Genomic DNA, 22,184 nt, shown 5'->3' on the forward strand with positions numbered 1-22,184 from the left:
ACGAATTCAAGCCTGCGTTCGGCCAGCGTGGTTAACGGGGCGCCCAAGATCAAAAGCCAAATCAAAAGCCAGAGCCAGAGCTTCGGGTTTTGTCAGGTCTAGTAGTTGTGTTGGCTGACCCACCGCAATCGCGGGCAAGCCCGCTCCCACATTGGATCTTCATCGTTCTGCTGGATTGATCGTTCCCACGCTCCGCGTGGGAACGCCTCCACGGGCGCTCCGCGCCCCGGCAAAGCCCAAAGTCAAGCGCGTGCCGCCAATAACTTGACAGCAATATTCCTTGTTTTATTGGGTGTACTTATCCCAGCTCCCAGCTAATCTGCTTAAATCGAATATCCAATGCAAATGGATGTTTTTTTGACGCCGAGTCAGCAGTTGCCAGGGAAGCCTATGACACAGGGACGTAGTGGCAGAAACAGACGCACCCTGCCAGAGGGCACAGCGATGAGGTGGCGCCATACGTTCCAGACCCGTATCGCCGGGGTGCTCGCGCTGTTGCTGTTGGTGGTGGTCGCGGCCACCTACTTCGCCGTCAAGACCGCCACCACCCGTGCCGTGGAGAACCAGGCCGAGGTCCAGCTGGAGACCGGCAGCCAGGTGTTCGAGCGCCTGCTCGACCTGCGCGGCCGCCGCCTGCAATACGGGCTGGACTGGCTGACGGCGGACGAGCCCTTCAAGCAAGCGGTGACCGAAGGCAAGCCTGCGCCGATCCTGGCGGCGCTAGACCGCCACGGCACCGGTATCGGTTCCAGCGAAGTGTTTGTGTTGGGCCTCGACGGCAACGTGATGGTCAGCACCCTGCCACTGTTCTCCCGCGGCACGCCGTTCCCCCAGGGCAACGCCTTGCGCCATGCGCGCCGCAGTGGCCTGCAAATGCTCATCGTGGCCATGGATGGGCGACCGTACCTGCTGGTGCAAAAGGACGTCTTCAATCCGCAGCCCGTGGCGCGCGTTGTCATGGGCTTTCCGATGGACGCGCAGTTTGCCAACGAACTGCGTTCCATGAGCAACCTGGAAGTGTCGTTCCTCGCCGTGCAGGACGGCCGCCCCGGACCGTTGTTCACCACGCAGCCCGATGCAGTGCAGCCCGATATCGTCGCTACGCTGCGCCAGGCGCAGGTCAGCAGCGAGGCCTACATCGAAGGTTTCCACGGCCAGCGCATGCTCAACCAGGTACTGTCGCTGGCCAACACCGGCGAAGGGGATGAGGTGCGGGTGCTGCTGCAAAGCCCGCTGGATCATGTGTTGGAATCCTTTGCGCCGCTGGACCGGCAGTTCCTCGGGATTGCCCTGGCCGTCTTGGTGGTGTCGCTGGCCGGTGCGCTGTTGCTGGCACGGCGCGTGTCGCGCCCGTTGAATGCGCTGGTGGAAGCGGCCGAGCGTATTGGTGCCGGCGACTACCGCACGCCGGTGCGGGTGCGCAGCCACGATGAATTCGGCCTGCTGGCCCGCGCCTTCAATGCCATGCAAAGCGGCATCGCCGTGCGCGAGCGGCAACTGGCGCACAACGCCTTGCATGACCCGCTCACCGGCCTGCCCAACCGCGCGCTGGCCATGGAACGCCTGGGCAGTGCGATCAGTGCGCGCCGGCCCGTGGTGTTGCTGTACGTGGGCATCGAAAACTACCGGGTGATCAACGAAGGCTTCGGCCCCCAGGGCGTGGAAGAAATGCTGCGCGAAGCCAGCCGCTGCCTGTCCATGAGCCTGCTGGCCAGCGACACCGCCGCCCGCATCACCGGCAGTGAGTTCCTGGTGCTGCTGGAAAACACCGAGATCGACCGCGCCGTCGCGCGCGCCGACCGCCTCTACGCGCTGCTCACCGAAACCCAGCGCATCGGCCATGACGAAGTGCGCCATGAAGTCAGCATCGGCATCGCCGCGTACCCCGCCGATGGCCAGCAGGTAGAAGAGTTGATCAGCCGCGCCGCGATTGCCCGGCATGATGCGGCGAGCCTGCCGGGGCATTTGCAGATCTACCAGCAGCACCGCGAACTGGCCCACCAGCGCCAGATCACCCTGATCCGCGACCTGCGCCGCGCCGTGGTCGAGGGCGAATTGTTCCTGTGCTACCAACCCAAGCTCGACCTCAACCACGGGCATGTGCGCCAGGCCGAAGCCTTGCTGCGCTGGCAGCATCCGACCCTGGGCCAGGTCTCGCCCGCCGAATTCATTCCCCTGGCCGAACGCACCGGCAGCATGGGCAGCCTGACCCTGTGGGTGATCGAAGAAGCGATCCGCCAGATCGGCGAGTGGGGGCAGCGGGGTTTGCATATCCAGCTGTCGGTGAATATTTCCGTGGATGACCTGGCCGATGATGACCTGGCGATTCGCGTCACCGCCTTGTTGATGCAATACGCTGTGGCCGCCGAGCAACTGATTTTCGAGATCACCGAAAGCGCGATCATGCACAACCCGCAACAGGCGCTGAACGTGCTGGAGCAACTGCGCGGCTGTGGCATCAGCCTGTCGGTGGACGACTACGGCACCGGCTATTCGTCGCTTGCGCAATTGCAGCGCCTGCCGGTGCAGGAGTTGAAGATCGACCAATCCTTTGTGCGCAACCTCGACAGCACCAGCGGTGACGGGGTGATCGTGCGCTCCACCATCGAGATGAGCCACAACCTGGGGCTCAAGGTGGTGGCCGAAGGCGTGGAGTTCGCGCCGAGCCTGAAGCTGCTCAAGCAGTGGAAGTGCGACACCGCCCAGGGTTACCTGATCAGCCGGCCATTGAACGCCATGGCGTTCGAGATGTGGATGCGCCGCGAGCGGGTGCCGCTCTAGAAAAGGCCTTTTGCGCGCCTACAGATTCTTTGCGTCGCGCCGATAAGCTCTACATACCTTGACCGGTTGCATAGGTTTTTGCCGACCAACGGTCAGGCCTTGCCGCAAAATCAATGATGGCAATTTGCCTTATTTGCGGCATCATCTGCGTCGTGACACGCATTGCCCCAGTTTCAGTGCCAAGGCAGGCCGCCTCTTTTTCTATTGCCGCGCGGACCCTTGATGAATCGGATTTTCCTGCAGTTATCCTTTGCCGCCTTGCTGCTCTCGGCCCATGACCTGGCGCGCGCGGCGACCCTTGATGTGGTGCTGCGCCAGGCCGACCAAACACCGGTCAGCGACGCCGTGGTGACCCTGCAAGGCCCGGTCGGCGCGCCGGCCGGCACGCTCAAGGCCGACATGGACCAGCGCGGCCAGAAGTTCGCGCCCCATGTGCTGGCGGTGCACACCGGCACCCAGGTGCGTTTCCCCAACAGCGACAATATCCGTCACCAGGTCTATTCGTTTTCGCCAGCCAAGCGCTTCGAACTGCGCCTGTACGAAGGTACGCCCACCGACCCGCTGCTGTTCGACAAGCCCGGCGTGGTGGTGCTCGGCTGCAATATTCACGACTGGATGCTCGGCTATGTCTACGTCACCGACGACCCGCGCTTCGGCGTCAGCGATGCCCAGGGCCGCGTGCGCCTGGACGACCTGCCGGCCGGTGCCTACCACGTCACCCTGTGGCACCCGCAATTGGCCGACATGCAACCGTTGGACGGCGGCACGCTGAACCTTCCGGCGGCGGGCCTGAGCCACGCCGTGCAGCTGAGCCTGGAACCACCGTCCGCCGACCTGCCGCCCACACCCACGCCAACTGCGTTTGGCGATGCCTTCAATCGAGCCGCCCGTGAAACTGCGCAGTAGTTTCCAGGCGCGTGTCGCCAGTGTGCTGATCCTGCTGTTGCTGGTGGTGATCGGCGCGCTGTACTTCAGCGTGAAAGCGGCGACGGGCGACGCCGTGCGCAGTCAGGCCAAGGCGCAACTGGACGTCGGCGCGCGGGTGTTCGAACGCTTGCTCGACGTGCGTGGCCGGCGCCTGGCCGATGGCGTGCAACTGCTGGCGGCGGACTTCGGTTTTCGCGATGCGGTGGCCAGCGGCGATTCGGCGACCATGCGCTCGGTGCTGTTCAACCACGGCAAGCGCATCAATGCCAGCGACATGATCCTGCTGGGCATGGATGGCACCGTCCTCGCCAGTACCCTCGACGATGTCCCCGAGGGTTCGATTTTCCGTTACGACCAGGCCCTGCGTGACGCGCGGCGCAATCGCCAGACCATGCTGATGGTGCCGCTGCAAGGCATGCCGCACCTGCTGGTGGAAGCGCCGGTGCTGGCGCCGCTGCCGATTGCGCGGGTGGTGATGGGCTTGCGCATGGACAGCGCGTTCGCCGAAGAGCTGCGTTCGCTGAGCAACCTGGAAGTGTCGTTCCTGACCATCGACCGCCAGCAACCGGGGGAGTTGGTCAGCACCCAACCCCAGGTGCTGCGCGACAGTCTCACCAACCTGATGCTGGAGCAGGGCCGCCAACACGGCGTGGCCACCACCGAGCACCTGGAACACAGTTTTCTCAGCCAGTCGCTGGTGTTGGCCAGCGATGCCGACGGCCAGGTCCTGGCCTTGTTGCAGAGCCCGTTGGACGCGGCGATGCAGGCCTTTGCGCCGTTGGATGAAAAAATCCTCGGCATTGCCTTGATCGCGCTGATTGCCTCGCTGATCGGTGCCTTGCTGCTGGCCCGTGGCGTGTCACGTCCGGTGCAGGCCCTGGCCCTCGCCGCCGAACGCATCGGCCAGGGCGATTACCAGACGCCCGTGGTGTTGCAACGCAGTGACGAACTGGGGCGCCTGGCCAACGCGGTCAATTCGATGCAAAGCGGCATCGCCGAGCGCGAACAGCAACTGGCGCACAACGCCTTGCATGATCGCCTCACCGGCTTGCCCAACCGCGCGCTGGCGATGGAGCGCCTGGGCAGTGCCATCGCCACGCACCGGCCAATGGCCCTTATCTACCTGGGCATCGACAACCTGCGCGTCGCCAGCGAAACCGCCGGGCCGGATGCGGTGGACCAGCTGTTGCTGGAAGTCAGCCGCAGCCTGCAAGCCGCGCTGCGTCCCGGCGATACCCTGGCACATTTGATCGCCGACGAATTTCTGCTGCTGCTCGAAGGCGCCGGCTGCGACGAAGCGGTGGGCCTGGCCGACCAGTTGCAACAACTGCTGCTGCGCCCGCGCCGCATCAACGGCCATGACCTGGCGCTGGATTGCCGCCTGGGCATCGCGGCTTATCCGGCCGACGGCGAAAGCGCGCACACCTTCTTGGAGCGCGCGTCGATTGCGATGAAGGACGCCGCGCAAATGCCCGGCCGCTTGCAGATCTACGAACACGGCCGCGACCTCGCGCACCGCCGCCAGATCACCCTGATCCGCGACCTGCGCCACGCGCCGAACCAAGGCCAGTTGCTGCTGCATTACCAACCCAAACTCGACATCCGCCAGGGCCACGTACGCCAGGCCGAAGCCTTGTTGCGCTGGCAGCACCCGCTGTTCGGCATGGTGTCGCCGGCAGAATTCATCCCCTTGGCCGAACGCTCGGGCAGCATTCAGTTGTTGACCCACTGGGTGATCGAGGAGGGCATTCGCCAACTGTGCGAATGGAACCGGCGTGGCCTGTGCCTGCAACTGTCGTTGAACATCTCGGCCGATGATTTGCTCGGTGACGAGCTGGCCCATCGAGTCTCGGCGTTGTTGCGGCGTTATGGCTTGCCGGCCGAACAACTGCTGTTCGAAATCACCGAAAGCGCGGTGATGCGCGAGCCGGAAAAAGCCCTGAAAGTCCTGCACCTGTTGCGCGACTGCGGCATCAGCCTGTCGGTGGATGACTTCGGCACCGGCTACTCGTCGCTGGCGCACCTCAAGCGCCTGCCGGTGCAAGAGCTGAAGATCGACCAATCCTTCGTGCGCAACCTCGATGAAACCAGTGAAGACGCGGTGATCGTGCGCTCCACTATCGAGATGAGCCACAACCTGGGCCTCAAGGTGGTCGCCGAGGGCGTCGAATACGCCCACAGCCTGCGCCTGCTGGAACGCTGGCAGTGCGACACGGCCCAGGGTTACCTGATCAGTCGGCCGTTGAGCGCCGACGCTTTCGAAGCCTGGGTGGCGTTGCCCCTCAGTGCGCAAACTTCCCTGGTTCATTGAGTGGCTTACGCGTGCGTTGTTCTTTTCTGATCGGTTGCCTTGGCGCCCTGACCCTGCAAACGGCGCTGGCCGACAACGGCCGCCTGATCGCCACCGGTGGCGCCAGCAGCATCGAAGGCACGGCGGGCGGCGGGATCACGCCGTGGGCGGTGCTGGCCGGCTACGGCGAAAAACACGAATGGGGCGCCACGGCCTTCGCCACCACGGTCAACCTGCCGGACTATCGGCTGGACGTGGCCGGGTTGGCGCTGGCCTATGACAACCGCGTCGAAGTGTCTTTCGCCCGCCAGCGTTTCGATCTCGGCACCTTGGTGCACAAGCTCAACCTGCCCGAAGACAACCTCGGCCAGGACGTGCTCGGCCTCAAGGTGCGGTTGTTTGGCGATGTGATCTACGACGATTTGCCCCAAGTTTCGCTGGGCCTGGAATACAAGCACCAGACCAATTTCGACATCCCCAAGCTGGTGGGCGCCAAGCGCAACAGCGACGTCGAAGGCTACCTCGCCGCCAGCCGCCTGTTCATGGGCGCGGCCTTTGGCTACAACGTGCTGGTCAACGGCAGCCTGCGCTACAGCCGCGCCAACGAAACCGGCCTGCTCGGCTTTGGCGGCGACCGCCGTGACAGCCGCAGCCTGCTCAAGGAAGGCTCGGTGGCGCTGCTGTTCAACCCGCGCTGGGCGGTGGGTGTGGAGTACCGCGAAAAGCCTGACAACCTGTCGTTTGCCGGTGAGAGCGATTGGGCCGATGTGTTTGTCGGCTACTTCCCGAACAAGCATGTGTCGTTTGTATTGGCCTACGCGCGCCTTGGTGAAATCGCCACGCTGGACAAGCAGAACGGCACTTATCTGTCCGTGCAGGGGAGTTTCTGATGCGCTGGTTACCGCTGGTTCTCGTCGTGTGCCTCAGTGCCTGCGCGCAACAACCGCCAAAGGATGACAGCCTGTACCGCGAGCTGGGCGCCATGCCCGGCATCACGCGGATTGTCGAAGGCCTGTTGCTGAACATCGCCCGGGATGAACGCATCGTCGAGCGGTTTCGGCGGATTGATATCCAGCGGCTGCGCAACAAGCTGATCGAACAGTTCTGCGTGGAGGCGGGCGGGCCGTGCACCTATACCGGGGACAGCATGGCGGAGAGTCACAAGGGGCAGAATGTGAGCCGCAGTGACTTTAATGCGTTGGTGGAAGACTTGATCAAGGCGATGGACCAAGAGGGGATTTCGGTGCCGGTACAGAATCGCCTGATCGCCCGGTTGGCGGTGATGCGCGCAGAAGTGATCGAACACTGACCCCCCAGACAATGATGTCCAAATGTGGGAGCTGGCTTGCCTGCGATAGCGGTGTATCAGGCAGAACAGCTTTCTCTGACCCACCGCTATCGCAGGCAAGCCAGCTCCCACATTTTGAATTGCACCGGACATGAAAAAGGCGGCGACCCTCAACAGGTCGCCGCCTTTTTATGGCTGCTGGTGAAGCTTAATCCGGCAGTTTAAACGCCATCACATAGTCACCCTGCTTGGTGCCCAGGGAACCATGACCGCCCGCCACGACCAGCACGTATTGCTTGCCGTCCTTGCCGGTGTAGGTCATCGGTGTGGTTTGCGCGCCTGCTGGCAGGCGGCCTTCCCACAGTTGCTTGCCGTTTTTCACGTCATAGGCACGCAGGTACTGGTCCAGGGTGCCGCTGAGGAACGCCACGCCACCGGCGGTGGTGAATGTGCCGCCCAGGCTAGGCACGCCCATGCTCAGCGGGATTGGAACCGGCGAGCTGTCGCGCACGGTGCCGTTCTTGTGCATCCAGATGGTTTTGTGGGTGGTCAGGTCGACCGCGGCCACATAACCCCAGGCCGGTGCCTGGCACGGCAGGCCCAGTGGCGACAGCAGCGCTTCGAGGATCACGCCGTATGGCGCGCCTTTGTTCGGCTGCACGCCTTCGGTTTCGCTGACGCGTGGGCCTTGCTTGGCAATGTCGGCAGCCGGGATCAGCTTGGACTTGAACGCCATGTAGCTTGGGTTGACGAAGGCCAGTTGACGTACCGGGTCGACGGAGATGCCGCCCCAGTCGAACACGCCGAAGTTGCCTGGGTACACGATCGAACCTTGCAGCGATGGCGGGGTGAACGGGCCATCGTAGCGCATGGATTTGAAATCAATCCGGCACAGCAGTTGGTCGAACGGGGTCACGCCCCACATGTCGCGTTCTTTCAACGGCGGCGGCATGAAGTTCAGGTCGGACTTGGGCTGGGTCGGCGAGGTGTGGTCGCCAGCGACTGCGCCTTGCGGTACGGCGATTTCGTGGATCGGCACCACGGGCTGGCCAGTGGCACGGTCGAGCACGTAGATGCTGCCTTGCTTGGTCGACGCCATGACCGCCTGCTTCACGCCGGCTTCGGTCTTGATGTCGATCAGCGACGGCTGGCCGCCGACGTCCATGTCCCACAGGTCATGGTGAGTGAACTGGAAGGTCCATTTCACGTGGCCGCTGTCGATGTCCAGGGCGGTCAGGCCGGCGCTGAATTTTTCCGAATCTTCGGTACGGTCGCCGCCGTATTGGTCGGGCATCTGGTTGCCCATCGGCAGGTAGAGCATGCCGAGTTTTTCATCCACCGAGAACATGGACCACATGTTCGGCGAGTTGCGGGTGTAGGTCTTGCCTTCGGCCAACGGAGTGGTGTCGTCCGGGTTGCCGCTGTCCCAGTTCCACACCAGCTTGCCGGTGTGTACGTCGAACGCGCGGATCACGCCGCTCGGCTCGTCGGTGGAAACGTTATCGGTAACGTGGCCGCCGATCACGACCAGGTTCTTGGTCACGGCCGGTGGCGAGGTGGAGTAGTAACCGCCCGGGGCGAAGCCGCCGATGTTGGCGCGCAGGTCGACCTGGCCTTTGTCACCGAAGTCTTCGCACATCTTGCCGGTGTCGGCGTTCAGGGCGATCAGACGGGTGTCGGCAGTCGGTACGAAAATGCGTTTCGGGCAGGCATTCGGTGCAGCCGCCGGGCTGGCGCTGCCGGTGGGGCTCTGCTCGGAAGCGTAGACTGCGTCATCGTGATACGACACGCCACGGCAGGTCATGTGGGCCCAGCCTTTGAAGTTCTCGGCGCCCATGCTGCTGATCTTCGGATCGAAGCGCCAGATTTCCTTGCCGGTGTCCGGGTCCAGGGCAATCACTTGGCTGTGCGGGGTGCACACGTAAAGCATGCCGTTGACTTTCAGCGGGGTGTTTTCCGCGGTGGTCTCGCCTGGATCGTTCGGGCCAGGCAGGTCGCCGGTGCGGTAGGTCCATGCCGGCACCAGCTTGCTCACGTTTTGCGGGGTGATCTGTGCCAGGGGCGAGTAACGGTCGCCGAACGCCGAACGGCCGTAGGAATTCCAGTCGCCATCAGGCTGGGCCGGCGCAGCGCTGGCCATGCCAGGGACGGCGTCGCGGTCCAGTTGGCCTTTGATCTCACCCGGGTTGGTGAATTGGCTGGCAACCGCAGCGGCGCCAGCCAGCACCACGGCTACGCTCAGCGCGCCGGTGCCCAGTGGCGCCGGTTGGCCGCGCAGCAGCGGGCGACGGACCCACGGCAGCAACATGACGATGCCCAAGGCGAACAGCAGGGCCAGGCGCGGCACCAGCTGCCACCAGTCCAGGCCGACTTCCCACAGTGCCCACACGGTGCTGGCGAACAACACCAGTGCGTACAGGCCCAGCGCGGCGCGGCGGTTGGCCAGCAGCAGAATGCCGGTCAGGCCGACGCCGATACCGGCCAGCAGGTAGTACAACGACCCGCCGAGCATGCTCAGCTTGACGCCGCCGGCCAGCAAGGCCAGGCCCATGATCAGCAGCAAGACGCCTAGCAGCTTGGGCAGCAAGCGGCTTGGACTTGAAGCACCATCAGTGCTCATAGTGTGTTTCTCCGTTACGTTGGAATTATGTAACCCCGTGCTTCACTGTAGATGACGATTCAGCACAGGCTTGGTTCAGCGATATTCGGTTTTTCTGTGGATAAAGCGGGTTATCCACAGGCGGGCGATTTATTCCCAGGCGCGGAGGGGTGTAAGACAGCGCTGTCTTTGCGAAGGGGGATATTCGGCAAGATGGGATCGACCGGGAGCGTGAAACGTTTCAGGTTGTTGCCGGGAAGGATAAAGGGAGTTGTGTTGGAGAGAAAGGGCGAATCGCGATATGCATCATTTCTGAATTGGTAACAGTGACAGAACGTCGCTGCAAAAAGGCGGGTGTGGGTGGGCTTTTGTGGGAGCTGGCTTGTGTGGGAGCTGGCTTGCCTGCGATGCAGGCACCTCGGTGTATCAGTGATACCGAGGTGATGCTATCGCAGGCAAGCCAGCTCCCACAGAAAAGCCCAGTTTCCACAGGGGGGATTTCGGTGTGGGTTAGAACGTGGTGCGGATGCCGACCTGCACACTTCTGCCCGGCGCCGGCGCGATGTCGCGCAGGATCGAGCTGGCATAACGCACGGTCTGGTTGGTCAGGTTTTCACCGTTCACAAACGCCAGCCACTGGCTGCCACCGACATTGAAGCGATAACCCGCGCTGGCGCCCAGGGTGGTGTAGCCGTCGGTGCCGCTTTCGTTATCCGGCACACGGCCTTGGCCCGCCGCATGTTCCACGTCGATCCGCGCCTGCCAGCGGTCCAGTTCCCACAGCAAACCGCTGTTCAAACGTAGCGGCGCAATACGTGGCAAGGCTTCGCCGGTGTCGAGGTTGGTGGCGCGGGTGTAGTCGCCCGACAGTTCCAGGGCGAACTTGCCGTAGGCGCTTTCGCCGAGTTTCCAGTGATCCTGGGCTTCAAAGCCGGCGAAACGCGCGCGTACGCCGGAGTATTTGTACTCAGGGATGCCATCCGCGTCTTCTTCCCCTTCGTCGTTCAACGTACGACCACTGCCCAGCAGGCCGATGTAGTTGGAGAAGTGGCTGTAGAACACGCCGAAGCTGCCCTTGTGGGTGCCATTGTCAAAACGCAGGGCCAGGTCGCTGGACACGGCTTTTTCTTTCTTCAGGTTGGCGTCGCCCAACTCGTAAGTGCCGGTGGCGACGTGGGCGCCGTTGGCGTACAGCTCGTAGAAGGTCGGTGCGCGCTCGGTGTAGCCGAGGGTCGCGGCGACGGACCAGATCGGCGTGAGGGTGTACACCGCGCCCGACGACAGGCTGCCAGCGGTGAAGTCATTGGATTTGTCCGCGCCGGCAAAGCGCGCGTTGCCCTTGGCATCCGGATCGACGCTGGTGTGTTCCAGGCGCCCGCCGAGGCTGAGTTTGAGGCGCTCGGTGGCCTGCATTTCTTCGAGGATAAACAGCGCGCCGGCGTTGGTGTCGGTCTGCGGCACGAAGGCTTCTTCGCCCAGGGCGGAGAATTCGTTGCGGGTCACTTGCGCGCCGACCACGCCGTTGAACGGGCCGATGGACTGGTGACGGGCTTCTACGCGGGCTTCATAACCCTTGTTCTTGAAGATCGTGCCGGTTTCGCCGCCTTCGATTTCGCGGTGTTCGTAATCGGTGTAGCCGGCGTCGACTTTGACCGAGGTAAACGGCCCTTGCAGGTTGCGGATTTCCGAGGCGAACGCGTAGTGATCCTGCTTCATGCGGATGCGCACGTCCTGTTCGGCGGGGGAGCCGTAGTTCGCGTCATAGCTGCTGTAGGACAGGCCGGCATAACCGTCATCCCAGGTGTAGGAACCGCCCACGGCGCCGCCGTCCTGGCGTCCGTCGCTGTTGCCCAGGCGGCCGTTTTTGCCGGGTGCATCTTCGGTCTCGGGGGCGTGGCGGCTGCGGGCCTGGCCTGGGATTTTCAGGTCGTTGAATTCCCGCGCGTTGGCGTCCAGGTGCAGGGCGAACGTGCCGTTGCCGGCTTCCAGGCGGCCCGCGCTGCTGCGGGTGGTGTCGGCGCCGCCGTAGCGCAATTCACCGGCACCGTGGATGCCTTCGATGGCTTCGGTGGGGATGCGGTTGTCGAAGGTGTTGACCACGCCGCCGATGGCGCTGCCGCCGTACAACAACGCCGCCGGGCCACGGACGATTTCGATGCGGTCGACGTTGACCGGGTCCAGCGGTACCGCGTGGTCGTAGGACAGCGACGACGCATCCAGTGCGCCGACGCCGTTGCGCAGGATGCGAATGCGGTCGCCGTCCTGGCCACGGATGATCGGCCGGCTGGCGCCCGGGCCAAAGTACGACGACGACACGCCGGGCTGCTTGTTCAGGGTTTCGCCAAGGCTGCCTTTTTGTTGCAGGGTCAGGTCATCACCTTCCAGCACGGTGGTGGGCGAAGCGAGTTGTTCGCTGCCCAGCGGGTTGCCGGTGATGACTTGGGGTTGCAGCTCAAGGGCCTGGGCGTGGGAGCTGATCAGCAGGGCGGCGGCAAGCGGGGACAAGCGCCACAGAGAAGAGAGGGACATCGGACATTCCTTGGCAAAACGGCGAAAAGATTTGATATGGATAGTTACAATATAACATCTCTTTTTCGTCTGGGAACGGGAACTTTTTAGCACTGGGCGGGCGGGGTGATAAGGTGTGCGCCTTCGTGACCCTTTTTTTCATAGGCCCGGCATGACCGCGACAAGCAACGACCCACTCCACGGCGTGACCCTGCAACACGTCCTCACCACCCTGGTGGAACACTACGAATGGGACGGCCTGGCCGAGCGCATTGATATCCGCTGCTTCAAGAGCGACCCGAGCATCAAGTCGAGCCTGACTTTCCTGCGTAAAACCCCGTGGGCGCGGGAGAAAGTCGAAGGGTTGTACGTCAAGCTGATGCGCACCAAACGTCCGTTGGATTGAGCCGGTGAAGCGCTTTGTCGCGGCAGCGGCGCTGGCGGGTTGGGTGGGGCTGGCGATCCAGCAGTACCTGATTTTCTATTCGCGCTGGACGTCCGGCGCCAGCCTGTTGGGCGGGCTGGTCAACTTCTTCAGTTTCTTCACGGTGCTGACCAACACGCTGGCCGTGGTGGTGTTGAGTTATGCGCTGGTCAAGCGCGACTCGGCGGCAAAGCGGTTTTTCCTCGCGCCCAAGGTCAGCAGTGGCATTGCCGTGAGCATCGCCGTGGTGGGCCTGGCGTACAGCCTGTTGCTGCGGCATTTGTGGCAGCCTGAAGGCTTTCAATTCATCGCCGACGAATTGCTGCACGACGTGATGCCGGTGTTGTTCTTGATCTACTGGTGGCGGTGCGTGCCCAAGGGCACGTTGCAGCTCAAGCATATCGGCGCCTGGGTGATTTACCCGCTGGTGTACTTCGCCTATGTGCTGCTGCGTGGGCATTTGCTGGGGCAGTATCAGTACCCGTTCATTGATGTGGACACGCTGGGTTATCCACATGTGTTTGTGAATGCCGGGGGGATTCTGGTGGGGTTTGTGGCGATTGCTTTAGGGGTGGTGGGTCTGGATAAGCTCTTGAAATCACCCCAGACCTGAGGTGAAAAAAGGTTCAAATGTGGGAGCGGGCTTGCCCGCGATTGCGGTGGGTCAGTCAATACCTCTGTTGCTGATACACCGCTATCGCGGGCAAGCCCGCTCCCACATTTTTGACCGAGCCAGGCTTATTCTTCTTCGCTGCCCTCCGCACGCCAGTAACCCACGGCCTTGAGGAATTCTTCGTTGACCTTGTGCGTATCCAACAGCACGCGCCGCACCTGGCGCGACAGCTTGGTTTCCATCGCTACAAAGCTGTACAGCGAACCACTCGGCAGCGTCAGTTTCTGTACGGTCTCCAGCAGGTCATCCTGGCCGCGAATCACCCAGATCACCTCAACGCCGGCAGCACTCTGCAGCGCCTGTTTTTCTGCCGCATCGGCAATCTCAATCACGGCCAACACTGTACGCCCCGCCGGCAATTCCTCCAGGCGCCGCGCAATGGCGGGCAGGGCGGTTTCGTCGCCGATCAGCAGGTAGCTGTCGAAGATATCCGGCACGATCATCGAGCCCCGTGGCCCACCGATGTACAGGTGCTGGCCGACCTGTACCCGCTCGGCCCAGGTGGACGCGGGGCCATCGCCGTGCAGCACGAAGTCGATGTCCAGTTCGCCGATGTCCAGGTCGAACCGCCGTGGCGTGTAGTCGCGCATCGCCGGTTGCGGGCCGTCGCCCTTGATGCTGAACGTCGGGCTTTCCAGTGCGGCCTGTTCCGCTGCGTTCTGCGGGAACAGCAGCTTGATGTGATCGTCGCTGCCCAGGCTGACAAAGCCTGCCAGTTCCGGCCCGCCCAACGTGACGCGGCGCATGCGCGGGGTGATATCGACTACGCGCAACACTTCGAGTCGGCGGCGTTTGATTTCGTGACTGACACGGTGGATCACTTGGCTATTCATTGGTCTTTCCCGTCGGCAATGGCTTGAGCGGTGCGATTGAGCAGCGCCGCGACACGAACGATTTCTTCCGGGCTCCAGCGCCCGTGGTGCGAGTGCAAGGCGTGGCGCAGGTTGTGCACCGCCTCGTGGATCTCGGGCGGGCGGTCATGGCCGCGCAGTGAGCGCTTGCTCACGTCGATGCGCATGCGCACACCGTCCAACGCCACCTGTTGCTCGCTTAAGAAGAGACGACCGGCGTCGGTGATTGTGTAGCGTTTTTTTCCGCCGTCAGGATCGCTGACGATCAGGTCGCTCTCTTCCAGGAACGTCAGGGTTGGGTAGATCACGCCGGGGCTGGGGCTGTAGGCGCCGTCAAACAGGCTTTCGATACGGCGGATCAGGTCGTAGCCGTGGCACGGCTGCTCGGCGATCAGCGCCGGCAGCAGCAGGTTCAAGTCGCCGGGTGCAAATACCCGGGGGCCGCGACCGCGGCCTGCGCGCGGGTCAAAGCCGTCGCGCTGGTGAGGATGGTCTCGCATGGGTGGGAGCCTCTGTGTGTGTCTAGATATAACGTAAGATATATCTTGAGGCCGGTGCAAGAGCGCCCGACAAACGGTCGCCCCTGCGCAGGGCTTGGACGCGCCATTCGTCGATTGACTAGAGCAACTACTCAAGTTGTGCTGTAAGTTCTAATTCGTTGTATATGTTGTTGTTTTTTAGTTGCTGTAATCCTCGTCTTACGTATAGTTTCTTGGTTAAACCATTCTCATTAAGTCTCGCGTAGTCTGCGTCTTACGGATGCATTTAAAGTTTTGGCAAAGTGCTATATTTTTCCGGTGTATCGAGGTGTAACAGAGCTACGGGGTTAAACGAAACGGACGGCTTACTTTTTCGGAAGTCAACTTGATACTTGTCCTGCGTTGCACAGGCAGCTGCCGTGCAATGCAATAAGTTGGAAATTCACTTTCCAAAATTCTTATTTAGATGACAGGTATTCACCATGTTCAAGAAACTTGCCGCAGCGGCACCGTTTGTTGCAATCGCCCTGAGTTCTCCGATGGCGATGGCTGCCGATGACGCACGCTCGTCCATCAACATCTCGGCCACCATCCCGACCAAGCAGTTCCATGCCCAACCGCGCGACCCGGAGTTCGGTAAAGCGGAAGTCATGAACTACAACCCGGTCAGCGGTGAGCTGAGCAACCTGCGAGCCACTTTCGACGTGAAAAACACCGACGGCTCGGTGCATGCCTACATCGAAGGTGGCCCGACCGCCGCTGCGCTGTACAACGGTTCGGACAGCATCGCGCTGACCAACATGTTCAACGGCGTCGTCCTGACCGCCACCCCGCAGGAAGTGGTGGATGACCCACAATCCACCCCTGGCACCCAGGCTGACCTGGTGGTGACCGCCGCGCGTCCGGCCGACACCCAGAACGGTCTGTACACCTCCAGCTACACCGTGATCTTCGACGCGGTACCCCGCACCCCGGCACCGTAAGCCATGGGTAGACCCTGCGCTCGCCCGAGCGCAGGCGGTTGAAAAGACAGGCCGGTCTCTTCCTCCCCGAAAGCCGGCCTGGTTTAAACAGTCTCGACTGTCCGTACCGAATGAGTATTGCGTCCATGTTTTCGAGAACGCCAATTGCGGGCGCACTTGCACTGTTGCTGTGCGCCAGTGCCTGGGCCGCGCCCGGCACCACGCCGGGCAACTTGCTGTCACAGTCCCAAGGACTGCCTGAAGATTTCGAACAACACTTTTTCGATGTGCCCCTGGCGGTTCGCTTAGAGCTGGATCAACAGTTTCTCGGCGAAGCCATGATTATATTGGGGCGCGACGACCGTATTACCCTGCTGGAGTTTACCGACACGGGTGATAGCCCTGTTTCCGCAACGACCCGGGCCAATTGGGAACAACTTCTGCAACAAGGCATGGCCTTGGGCGGATGCCAACAAAGTTGCCCGTCACAACTGTTGGCCGTGCACTACAGCCTGGAAAATTCGCTGGTTTCCATCCTCACGGAAAACGTCGAGCGCATGGCCCAACTCAAGCAATACTACGATCAGCCGAACACCGGCAGCCTCGGTCTGATCGTCAATAACCAACTGAACATTACCGGTGGCGAGGACGAAGAGTTAGGCGGGCGCTTCGGCCTGGAGGCCAGTTCCAGCATTGGCAACTGGACCCAGGCGATGAACCTGCAGCTGTCGCGCCTGGGCGGCACCGACACCACCCTCTACCACGCCATGCATGAGCTATATACCCAGCGCGAGCTGGAGGGCGACTTTTTGCGCCTGGGGTATTTCACCCCCGGGTCCAATGGCTTGACCCGGCAGATCCGCTCCTTCGGCGCCAACCCGGACACAGCGGTCGGCCTGATGTACGGCAGCTCCGACAGCCTGTTGATCAACAACCCCAAGCCCAGCGTGTACCCGGTGTACGTCACGGCCGGCCGTCAGGCCTCCGTGGAGATCTACCGCAATGGCCTGCTGATCAACACCCAGCCCGTCGCCGCCGGCCTGCAAACCCTGGATACGCGGCCCTTGCCAGGCGGTATCTACGAAGTGGAGGTGCGCCTGATCGAAGACGGCCTGACCACCTCGACCACCCAGGAGCTGATCTACAAACCCAACAACTGGCGCAACGCCGACGAGCGCTGGCGCTACAACACCTTTGTCGGGCGCGAATCCAGGCTATTGAGCAACTGGGATGAACAGCCCACGGGCTTCATCACCTACGGGGCGGGCCTCAACTACCTGCTGCACCCACGGGCGATCCTCGGCCTGTCCGCGCGTAAAGTGCGCGAAAAAATGCAGTACGGCACGTCCATCGACTGGACCCTGGGCAACAGCCTCAGCCTGTATGCCAACGTCTACCAGACCCAGGACCACGGCACCGGCATGGACCTGCAAACCCTTTACAGCTACGGCGTGGGCAGCGTGGTGTTCAGCCACAACCGCAGTTGGCTGGACCCCACCCGCACCTACGAGCTGCTGCCGGACGGCACGCGGCTGCGCCAGCGCAACGTGTTTGTCGGCCAGACCAGCAACACATCGCTGTCCCTCAACCATCGCGTGAGCAATAAAAGCTCGATCAACTCGCGGCTTTCCTACAGTCAAGGCAACCTGGAAGGGCTGGGCCTGGATGTGGGCTGGACCCAGCGCGGCACCTTCCTGGGCAGCGATGCCAACTGGCGCCTGTCGGTGTTCGACCGCCCGGCCACTGCCAGCACCGGCGATCAACGCAACCGTGGCATCGACCTCAGCGTCAGCGTGGCGCTGGGGGCGCCGGGGGAACAATGGTCGGCCAGCCTCGGCACGCGCACCGCCCGGGACGGCAGCCGTGACAACAACGGTTCGCTGACCTACCAGAAAAGCTTCCAGGACCACCTGCTGCAAAGCGTTTCCGGCACTGCGACTGCCGACACCTACGGCGTCGGGTTATCGGGGCGTGCCAGCTTCCAGAACGAGCTGCTCTACGGCGACACCTACGTGCAGCGTTCCTCGTTCAACAACAATTTGAGCGGCGGCCTCAATCTGGCCAGCACCGTGGCGGTGGGCGGCAGCCGGATGGTGCTCAGCAGCCAGCCCCAGGGCGGCGGCGCAGGGATGATCGTGGACGTGGAAACCGACCTCGACGACATCACCCTGCGCGCCGACGACCTCTCCGGCGGCAGTGCGCGCCTGCGGCCGGGGCGCAATTTTGTACCGATCACCGCGTACAAGAGCAGCACCCTGGCGTTCGACTTCGATGGCAATTCCCCACCCGCCGCCACTATCCAGCCGGCACGCAGCAACTACCACCTGAACAAGGGCGGTGTGGAATACCGCAAGGTCAGCGTGATGAAAACGGTCACCGTGCTTGGCCGCCTGGTGGATGAAAAAGGCCAGCCCCTGCGCGGGCACCACGTGATCAACCACGCCAGCCGTGCGGTGAGTGAGGTTGACGGGTTCTTCTCCATGGAGATGACCGCCGGCGCGCCGACCCTGGAGGTGCGTTTTGCCAACCAGTTGCTGTGTCAGTTCCGCTTGGACCCCACGACGGCGCGGCGGGAGAGCGATGTATTGATGATCGGCGATTTGCAGTGCACGCCGGACACCTTGGCGGATGTCACTTTCACCCATCGTGCGGCGGGCTGATGCCATGTCTCGGAGCCAAATTGTGAATACGTTCCATCGGTTTGTAATCAGCATGGTTTTGCTGCTCGTGGTATCGCCGGTGTATGCGGGGAATGCCGAAATCCGTGCAGAGTTTCGCCCGGACCCTTCTAACCCGCTGGTCAATCGTTTCAAAAACGTGACGCCCAGCAGTGGCTATTGCGAGCACTTCATCGGGTTTTGCGAGCCCCGCGGTTTGTTCAGTCTCAACTTGCCGATCGGGCCGATCATTCAGACGAGCGGCGGACCGGTGCAGGCCAATCATCCCGACCCACGCCAAGGTGCGTACCTCAAGGTTCCCTCGGAATGGCGAACCGTAACGGTGACGAACGACCGAGGCGACAGCGCTCAATTGGAAATACGCATTTCCGGTATCGGTGGTCGGCATGACTTGGGCGCGAGCGTGGTGGCGATCACGGGGGGTGGCAACCATGAGCAGTTGTGGAGTACCGGCCGTTGGCACAAGGCCCCGGCGCCTTGTCTTCCTTCTGGTGGCCTGACGGGCAGCGATATCCATATCGTCTGGTTCTGGCTGGTGCCGGAGAATGCAAGCGCCTGTGCCACTCAGGCATTGTTCGACATCCCCAATTATTTTTATCGCTATGTGCATTTCGGCTACGAGTTGCGCACGCCCAACCCTTTGACCATGCCCGCTGGCACGTACTCCGGAAGCCAGACCTACACCGTAGGTCCCGGCATGGACTTTGATTTCGGTGACCGGGTGCTGCCGAACGAGAATCTTGCCACCCTCGATTTTGTGCTGGAGGTGGACCACATCCTCAAGGTCGAAGCCCCCCCTGGCGGCAACCGCATCCAACTCGAACCCCAGGGCGGCTGGCAAGCCTGGCTGCAAAACGGGCGCAAGCCGATCCGGCTGTTCCGTGACCAGACCATCAACCTGTGGACCAGTACCCTATTCAAGATGACCCTCGAATGCCCCGAGCCGATGGGCAATACGTGCAGCGTGCGCAACGCCGCCGGGCATCAGGTGCCGCTGGACATTGCCGTGACCCTGCCTCCGGGCCTGACCGACGCCGCCGGGCGCCCGGTCAACCGCCTGCCATTGACCCTGGATGGCAGCGGCAGCGAACGGTTCCTGCCGTCGAGGTACATCGACCGCAAACCCTCCACCCTGCATTTCGAGATCAAGGCCGACGGCGTCGCGCAGATGCTCGAACAGCCCGGCAGCACCTATACGGGCACTGCCACGGTGGTCTGGGATTCGGAAGCCTGAAACATTTTTTCCATGAGGTTGAGTCAATGAAACGTGTGTTGATGCTGTGCAGTCTGTGGCTGGTTTCTGTCGGCGCCCTGGCGGGCCCGCAAATCAATGTCGGGGTGGTGTACGACTACCTCAGTGGCGATAAAAGTACCTACATGAAACGGGTGTTCAACGGCGGCACGTCGACGGCCTTCGTCAAGGTCAACATCCTCGAAATGATCTACGACGCCGACGGTACTTACCGCGAAGTGCCCCTCAAGGACCAGGCCGGCGCCACCGCTCGCGACGGCCTGATGGCCAGCCCGGCGCGCCTGATCGTGCCGGCCAACGGCACCCAGGGCACGCGCCTGCTGTTCATGGGCGACCGCGACAAGGAGCGTTACTTCCGCGTGCGCTTCGTGCCGGTGGTGCCCCAGGCCGAGGACGACTTTGCCGTAACGGACGAAGAACGCGCCGACTACAAGGCCAGCCTCGCCGCCGGCGTGCGCGTGCTCGCCGGGTACGGCACGGTGTTTTTCGTCCGCCCCAAAAACACCCGTTTCGACACCGCGCTCCTGGACAGCGGCCAGCGCTACACCCTGCGCAACAACGGCAACAGCGTGGTGGTGGTGGACGAGTTCAAGGACTGTGCCGCCGCCGCCCCCCAGGAATGTCGGCCGACCCTGCGCCATCACATCCGTGCCGGGAGCAGTTACGGCTTCGACAAGGAGGCTGGCCGCGAATACCGCTTCAGCCTGATCGAAGGCGACAAGAGCCGCCCCATCGCGGTCAAGGGGTGAGCCCATGTACAAAGTAGCCGCCCTGATTGTGCTGGTCATTGTCCTGGGGCTATCGGTTTCCCGCGTCGAGGCCGCCGTCGAGCGCGAGACCTTCGAGGTCTACGTGACGATCCCCACGGCCGACTTCTACGTGCTGCCGGTGGACCCGCAACTGGTGCAACGCGAACAGCGCCTGGCCTTCAACCCGGTGAGTTCGCAACTGGCCACCTTGCGTGCGCCGTTCGACGTGAAAAACATCGGTGGCGCCATCGGTGCCCGGCTGGACCAGGAAGCGTACCTGTCCAACGGCACCGACCGCGTGGACCTGCGCGTGACGTTCAACAACGTCGAACTGAGCCTCACACAAAGCGAAGTGGTCGCCAGCGCTGATGCCCGCCCGGGCAAGCGCGTGGGCCTGGAAATCGCCGCAATCAAGCCGGTGGACGATTATCGACCGGGCAATTATTACGGCACGGTGCATATGGTGTTTGATGCGATTGCGCCCTGAGCTGCGGGAGTGTTTTTTGATGAGTGCGTTGCGTGCACGCTGGTGCGTGGCGCTGCTGTTGTCGCTATGCATGGCTCCGGCCCAGGCGCTGGTGCAAGAGATGACCGCGGAGTTTCGCCCCGACCCCTCGACCCCGATGGTCAATACGTTCAAGAACACCACGCCGGAAAGCGGCATCTGCCCCTGGCATATTCCTGAGCGGTGCAAGCAGTTGGGGATTTTCAGTATTCGTACGACCGACATTCAGTTCGTGTCCAACGCCGTCATCCAAGGCAATCACAGCGACCCGCGAAAGGGCGCGATGTTCAAGGTGCCCACCGAATGGCGCGAGCTGACGGTAACGAACACCGTCACGGCGAAAACCGAGACTGTTCAAATCAGAATTGCCGGGATTGGAGGCAAGTATTTGCTGCCGGGAGGGCATGATCAGTCGGTCTGGAAAGACGGGACCTATCGCTGGGCGTTTCCCGGGCCGCCTTGCCTCGGCACGGGTTACGCGACGGGAAGTGCGCGTTTTTTGCTGTGGTCGTGGATCACCCCGCTCAACATCGGCGCCTGCACCCGGCCGGCGGTCAAGGATATCCAGGGGCTTTTTTACGAGACCTTCGAGTACTCCTACGAGTTGCGGACCCCCAACCCGTTGAACATGGACGCCGGCCAGTACGTCGGCAGCATCACTTACAGCATTGGGCCGAATGCCGACTTTGATTTCGGCGACATCATGATTCCCAATGACGGGGTCCTGACCTTCAACTTCACCCTGGACGTGGACCACCAGCTCAAAGTCGAGGTCCCCCCCGGCGGCAATCGCATCCAGCTTGAACCCCAGGGCGGCTGGCAAGCCTGGCTGCAGAACGGGCGCAAACCCAGCCGGCTGTTCCGCGACCAGACCGTCAGCCTGTGGACCAGTGCGCCCTTCAAGATGACCCTCGAATGCCCCGAGCCCATGGGCAACACCTGTAGCCTGCGCAACGCGGCCGGTCATCAGGTGCCGCTGGACATCGCCGTGTCGCTGCCCAACGGCCTCACCGATGCCGGTGGGCGTGCAGTCAATCGCCTGCCTTTGCGCCTGGATGGCAGTGGCAGCGAGTTGTTCCAGCCGTCGCGCTACATCGACCGCAAGCCCTCGACCTTGCACTTCGAAGTGAAGGCCGATGCGGTGGCGCAGATGCTTGAACAGGCGGGCAGCACCTATGGCGGCACCGTCACCGTAGTCTGGGACTCGCAGTTGTAGGC

Annotated in this window: 17 protein-coding genes; 13 read left to right on the forward strand and 4 right to left on the reverse strand. The window is 62.4% G+C overall.

Features of this window, described 5'->3' with window-relative positions; all coding sequences use genetic code 11:
* The first annotated feature begins 444 nt into the window (after positions 1 to 444).
* The 5 genes from B348_RS0123470 to B348_RS0123490 all read left to right on the forward strand — a co-directional run bounded on the left by B348_RS0123470 (position 445) and on the right by B348_RS0123490 (position 7,307).
* The gene (locus B348_RS0123470; RefSeq protein ID WP_017738472.1) at positions 445 to 2,781 is read left to right on the forward strand and encodes a bifunctional diguanylate cyclase/phosphodiesterase; all 2,337 of its coding nucleotides are present in this window, start codon (positions 445 to 447) and stop codon (positions 2,779 to 2,781) included.
* 222 nt (positions 2,782 to 3,003) lie between these two features.
* Positions 3,004 to 3,687, forward strand: coding sequence for a methylamine utilization protein (locus B348_RS0123475; RefSeq protein WP_017738473.1), 684 nt, complete (start codon positions 3,004 to 3,006; stop codon positions 3,685 to 3,687).
* Positions 3,671 to 6,019, forward strand: coding sequence for a bifunctional diguanylate cyclase/phosphodiesterase (locus tag B348_RS0123480; protein ID WP_017738474.1), 2,349 nt, complete (start codon positions 3,671 to 3,673; stop codon positions 6,017 to 6,019). Before B348_RS0123475 ends, B348_RS0123480 begins: the two co-directional genes overlap by 17 nt.
* 11 nt (positions 6,020 to 6,030) lie before the next feature.
* The gene (locus tag B348_RS0123485) at positions 6,031 to 6,888 is read left to right on the forward strand and encodes a DUF3034 family protein (RefSeq protein ID WP_017738475.1); all 858 of its coding nucleotides are present in this window, start codon (positions 6,031 to 6,033) and stop codon (positions 6,886 to 6,888) included.
* Positions 6,888 to 7,307 (forward strand): group 1 truncated hemoglobin, encoded by a 420-nt coding sequence (locus B348_RS0123490; RefSeq protein WP_017738476.1) that lies wholly within the window; start codon positions 6,888 to 6,890, stop codon positions 7,305 to 7,307. The genes B348_RS0123485 and B348_RS0123490 overlap by 1 nt, the downstream gene beginning before the upstream one ends.
* A gap of 187 nt (positions 7,308 to 7,494) precedes the next feature.
* Here the strand turns inward: B348_RS0123490 and B348_RS0123495 are convergent, their stop codons facing one another.
* Together B348_RS0123495 and B348_RS0123500 are read right to left on the reverse strand one after the other, a co-directional pair.
* Complete coding sequence (locus B348_RS0123495; protein ID WP_026137012.1) at positions 7,495 to 9,906, reverse strand: glucose/quinate/shikimate family membrane-bound PQQ-dependent dehydrogenase; 2,412 nt, start codon at positions 9,904 to 9,906, stop codon at positions 7,495 to 7,497.
* 489 nt (positions 9,907 to 10,395) lie between these two features.
* Complete coding sequence (locus tag B348_RS0123500) at positions 10,396 to 12,414, reverse strand: TonB-dependent receptor (RefSeq protein WP_017738478.1); 2,019 nt, start codon at positions 12,412 to 12,414, stop codon at positions 10,396 to 10,398.
* 151 nt (positions 12,415 to 12,565) lie between these two features.
* On the opposite strand from B348_RS0123500, the gene B348_RS0123505 reads away from it, so the two are divergent.
* Together B348_RS0123505 and B348_RS0123510 are read left to right on the forward strand one after the other, a co-directional pair.
* The gene (locus B348_RS0123505) at positions 12,566 to 12,799 is read left to right on the forward strand and encodes a VF530 family DNA-binding protein (RefSeq protein ID WP_017738479.1); all 234 of its coding nucleotides are present in this window, start codon (positions 12,566 to 12,568) and stop codon (positions 12,797 to 12,799) included.
* 4 nt (positions 12,800 to 12,803) lie between these two features.
* Complete coding sequence (locus tag B348_RS0123510; protein ID WP_017738480.1) at positions 12,804 to 13,430, forward strand: Pr6Pr family membrane protein; 627 nt, start codon at positions 12,804 to 12,806, stop codon at positions 13,428 to 13,430.
* Positions 13,431 to 13,555: 125 nt separating this feature from the next.
* Here the strand turns inward: B348_RS0123510 and B348_RS0123515 are convergent, their stop codons facing one another.
* On the reverse strand, positions 13,556 to 14,323 hold the full coding sequence (locus B348_RS0123515) for a siderophore-interacting protein (protein WP_017738481.1): 768 nt from the start codon (positions 14,321 to 14,323) through the stop codon (positions 13,556 to 13,558).
* Positions 14,320 to 14,841 carry a PadR family transcriptional regulator gene (locus B348_RS0123520; protein ID WP_017738482.1) on the reverse strand — a complete coding sequence of 174 codons (522 nt, stop codon included), beginning with the start codon at positions 14,839 to 14,841 and terminating at the stop codon, positions 14,320 to 14,322. Before B348_RS0123520 ends, B348_RS0123515 begins: the two co-directional genes overlap by 4 nt.
* 461 nt (positions 14,842 to 15,302) lie before the next feature.
* Between B348_RS0123520 and B348_RS0123525 the strand changes: the two genes are divergently transcribed.
* The 6 genes from B348_RS0123525 to B348_RS0123550 all read left to right on the forward strand — a co-directional run bounded on the left by B348_RS0123525 (position 15,303) and on the right by B348_RS0123550 (position 22,182).
* Positions 15,303 to 15,803, forward strand: coding sequence for a CS1 type fimbrial major subunit (locus B348_RS0123525; protein ID WP_017738483.1), 501 nt, complete (start codon positions 15,303 to 15,305; stop codon positions 15,801 to 15,803).
* A 125-nt stretch (positions 15,804 to 15,928) separates the two neighbouring features.
* Positions 15,929 to 18,442, forward strand: a complete 2,514-nt coding sequence (locus tag B348_RS0123530; protein WP_017738484.1) for a CS1-pili formation C-terminal domain-containing protein — start codon at positions 15,929 to 15,931, stop codon at positions 18,440 to 18,442.
* 52 nt (positions 18,443 to 18,494) lie between these two features.
* On the forward strand, positions 18,495 to 19,694 hold the full coding sequence (locus tag B348_RS0123535; protein ID WP_017738485.1) for a hypothetical protein: 1,200 nt from the start codon (positions 18,495 to 18,497) through the stop codon (positions 19,692 to 19,694).
* Between the two features lie 26 nt (positions 19,695 to 19,720).
* Positions 19,721 to 20,461: a hypothetical protein gene (locus B348_RS0123540; protein WP_017738486.1), complete on the forward strand. Its 741-nt coding sequence runs from the start codon at positions 19,721 to 19,723 to the stop codon at positions 20,459 to 20,461.
* Positions 20,462 to 20,465: 4 nt separating this feature from the next.
* Positions 20,466 to 20,948 carry a CS1 type fimbrial major subunit gene (locus tag B348_RS0123545; protein ID WP_017738487.1) on the forward strand — a complete coding sequence of 161 codons (483 nt, stop codon included), beginning with the start codon at positions 20,466 to 20,468 and terminating at the stop codon, positions 20,946 to 20,948.
* A 19-nt stretch (positions 20,949 to 20,967) separates the two neighbouring features.
* The gene (locus B348_RS0123550) at positions 20,968 to 22,182 is read left to right on the forward strand and encodes a hypothetical protein (RefSeq protein WP_017738488.1); all 1,215 of its coding nucleotides are present in this window, start codon (positions 20,968 to 20,970) and stop codon (positions 22,180 to 22,182) included.
* The last annotated feature ends 2 nt before the right edge of the window (positions 22,183 to 22,184 follow it).

Origin of the sequence: Pseudomonas sp. CBZ-4 (genome assembly GCF_000346755.1) — a bacterium.
Taxonomy (GTDB): domain Bacteria; phylum Pseudomonadota; class Gammaproteobacteria; order Pseudomonadales; family Pseudomonadaceae; genus Aquipseudomonas.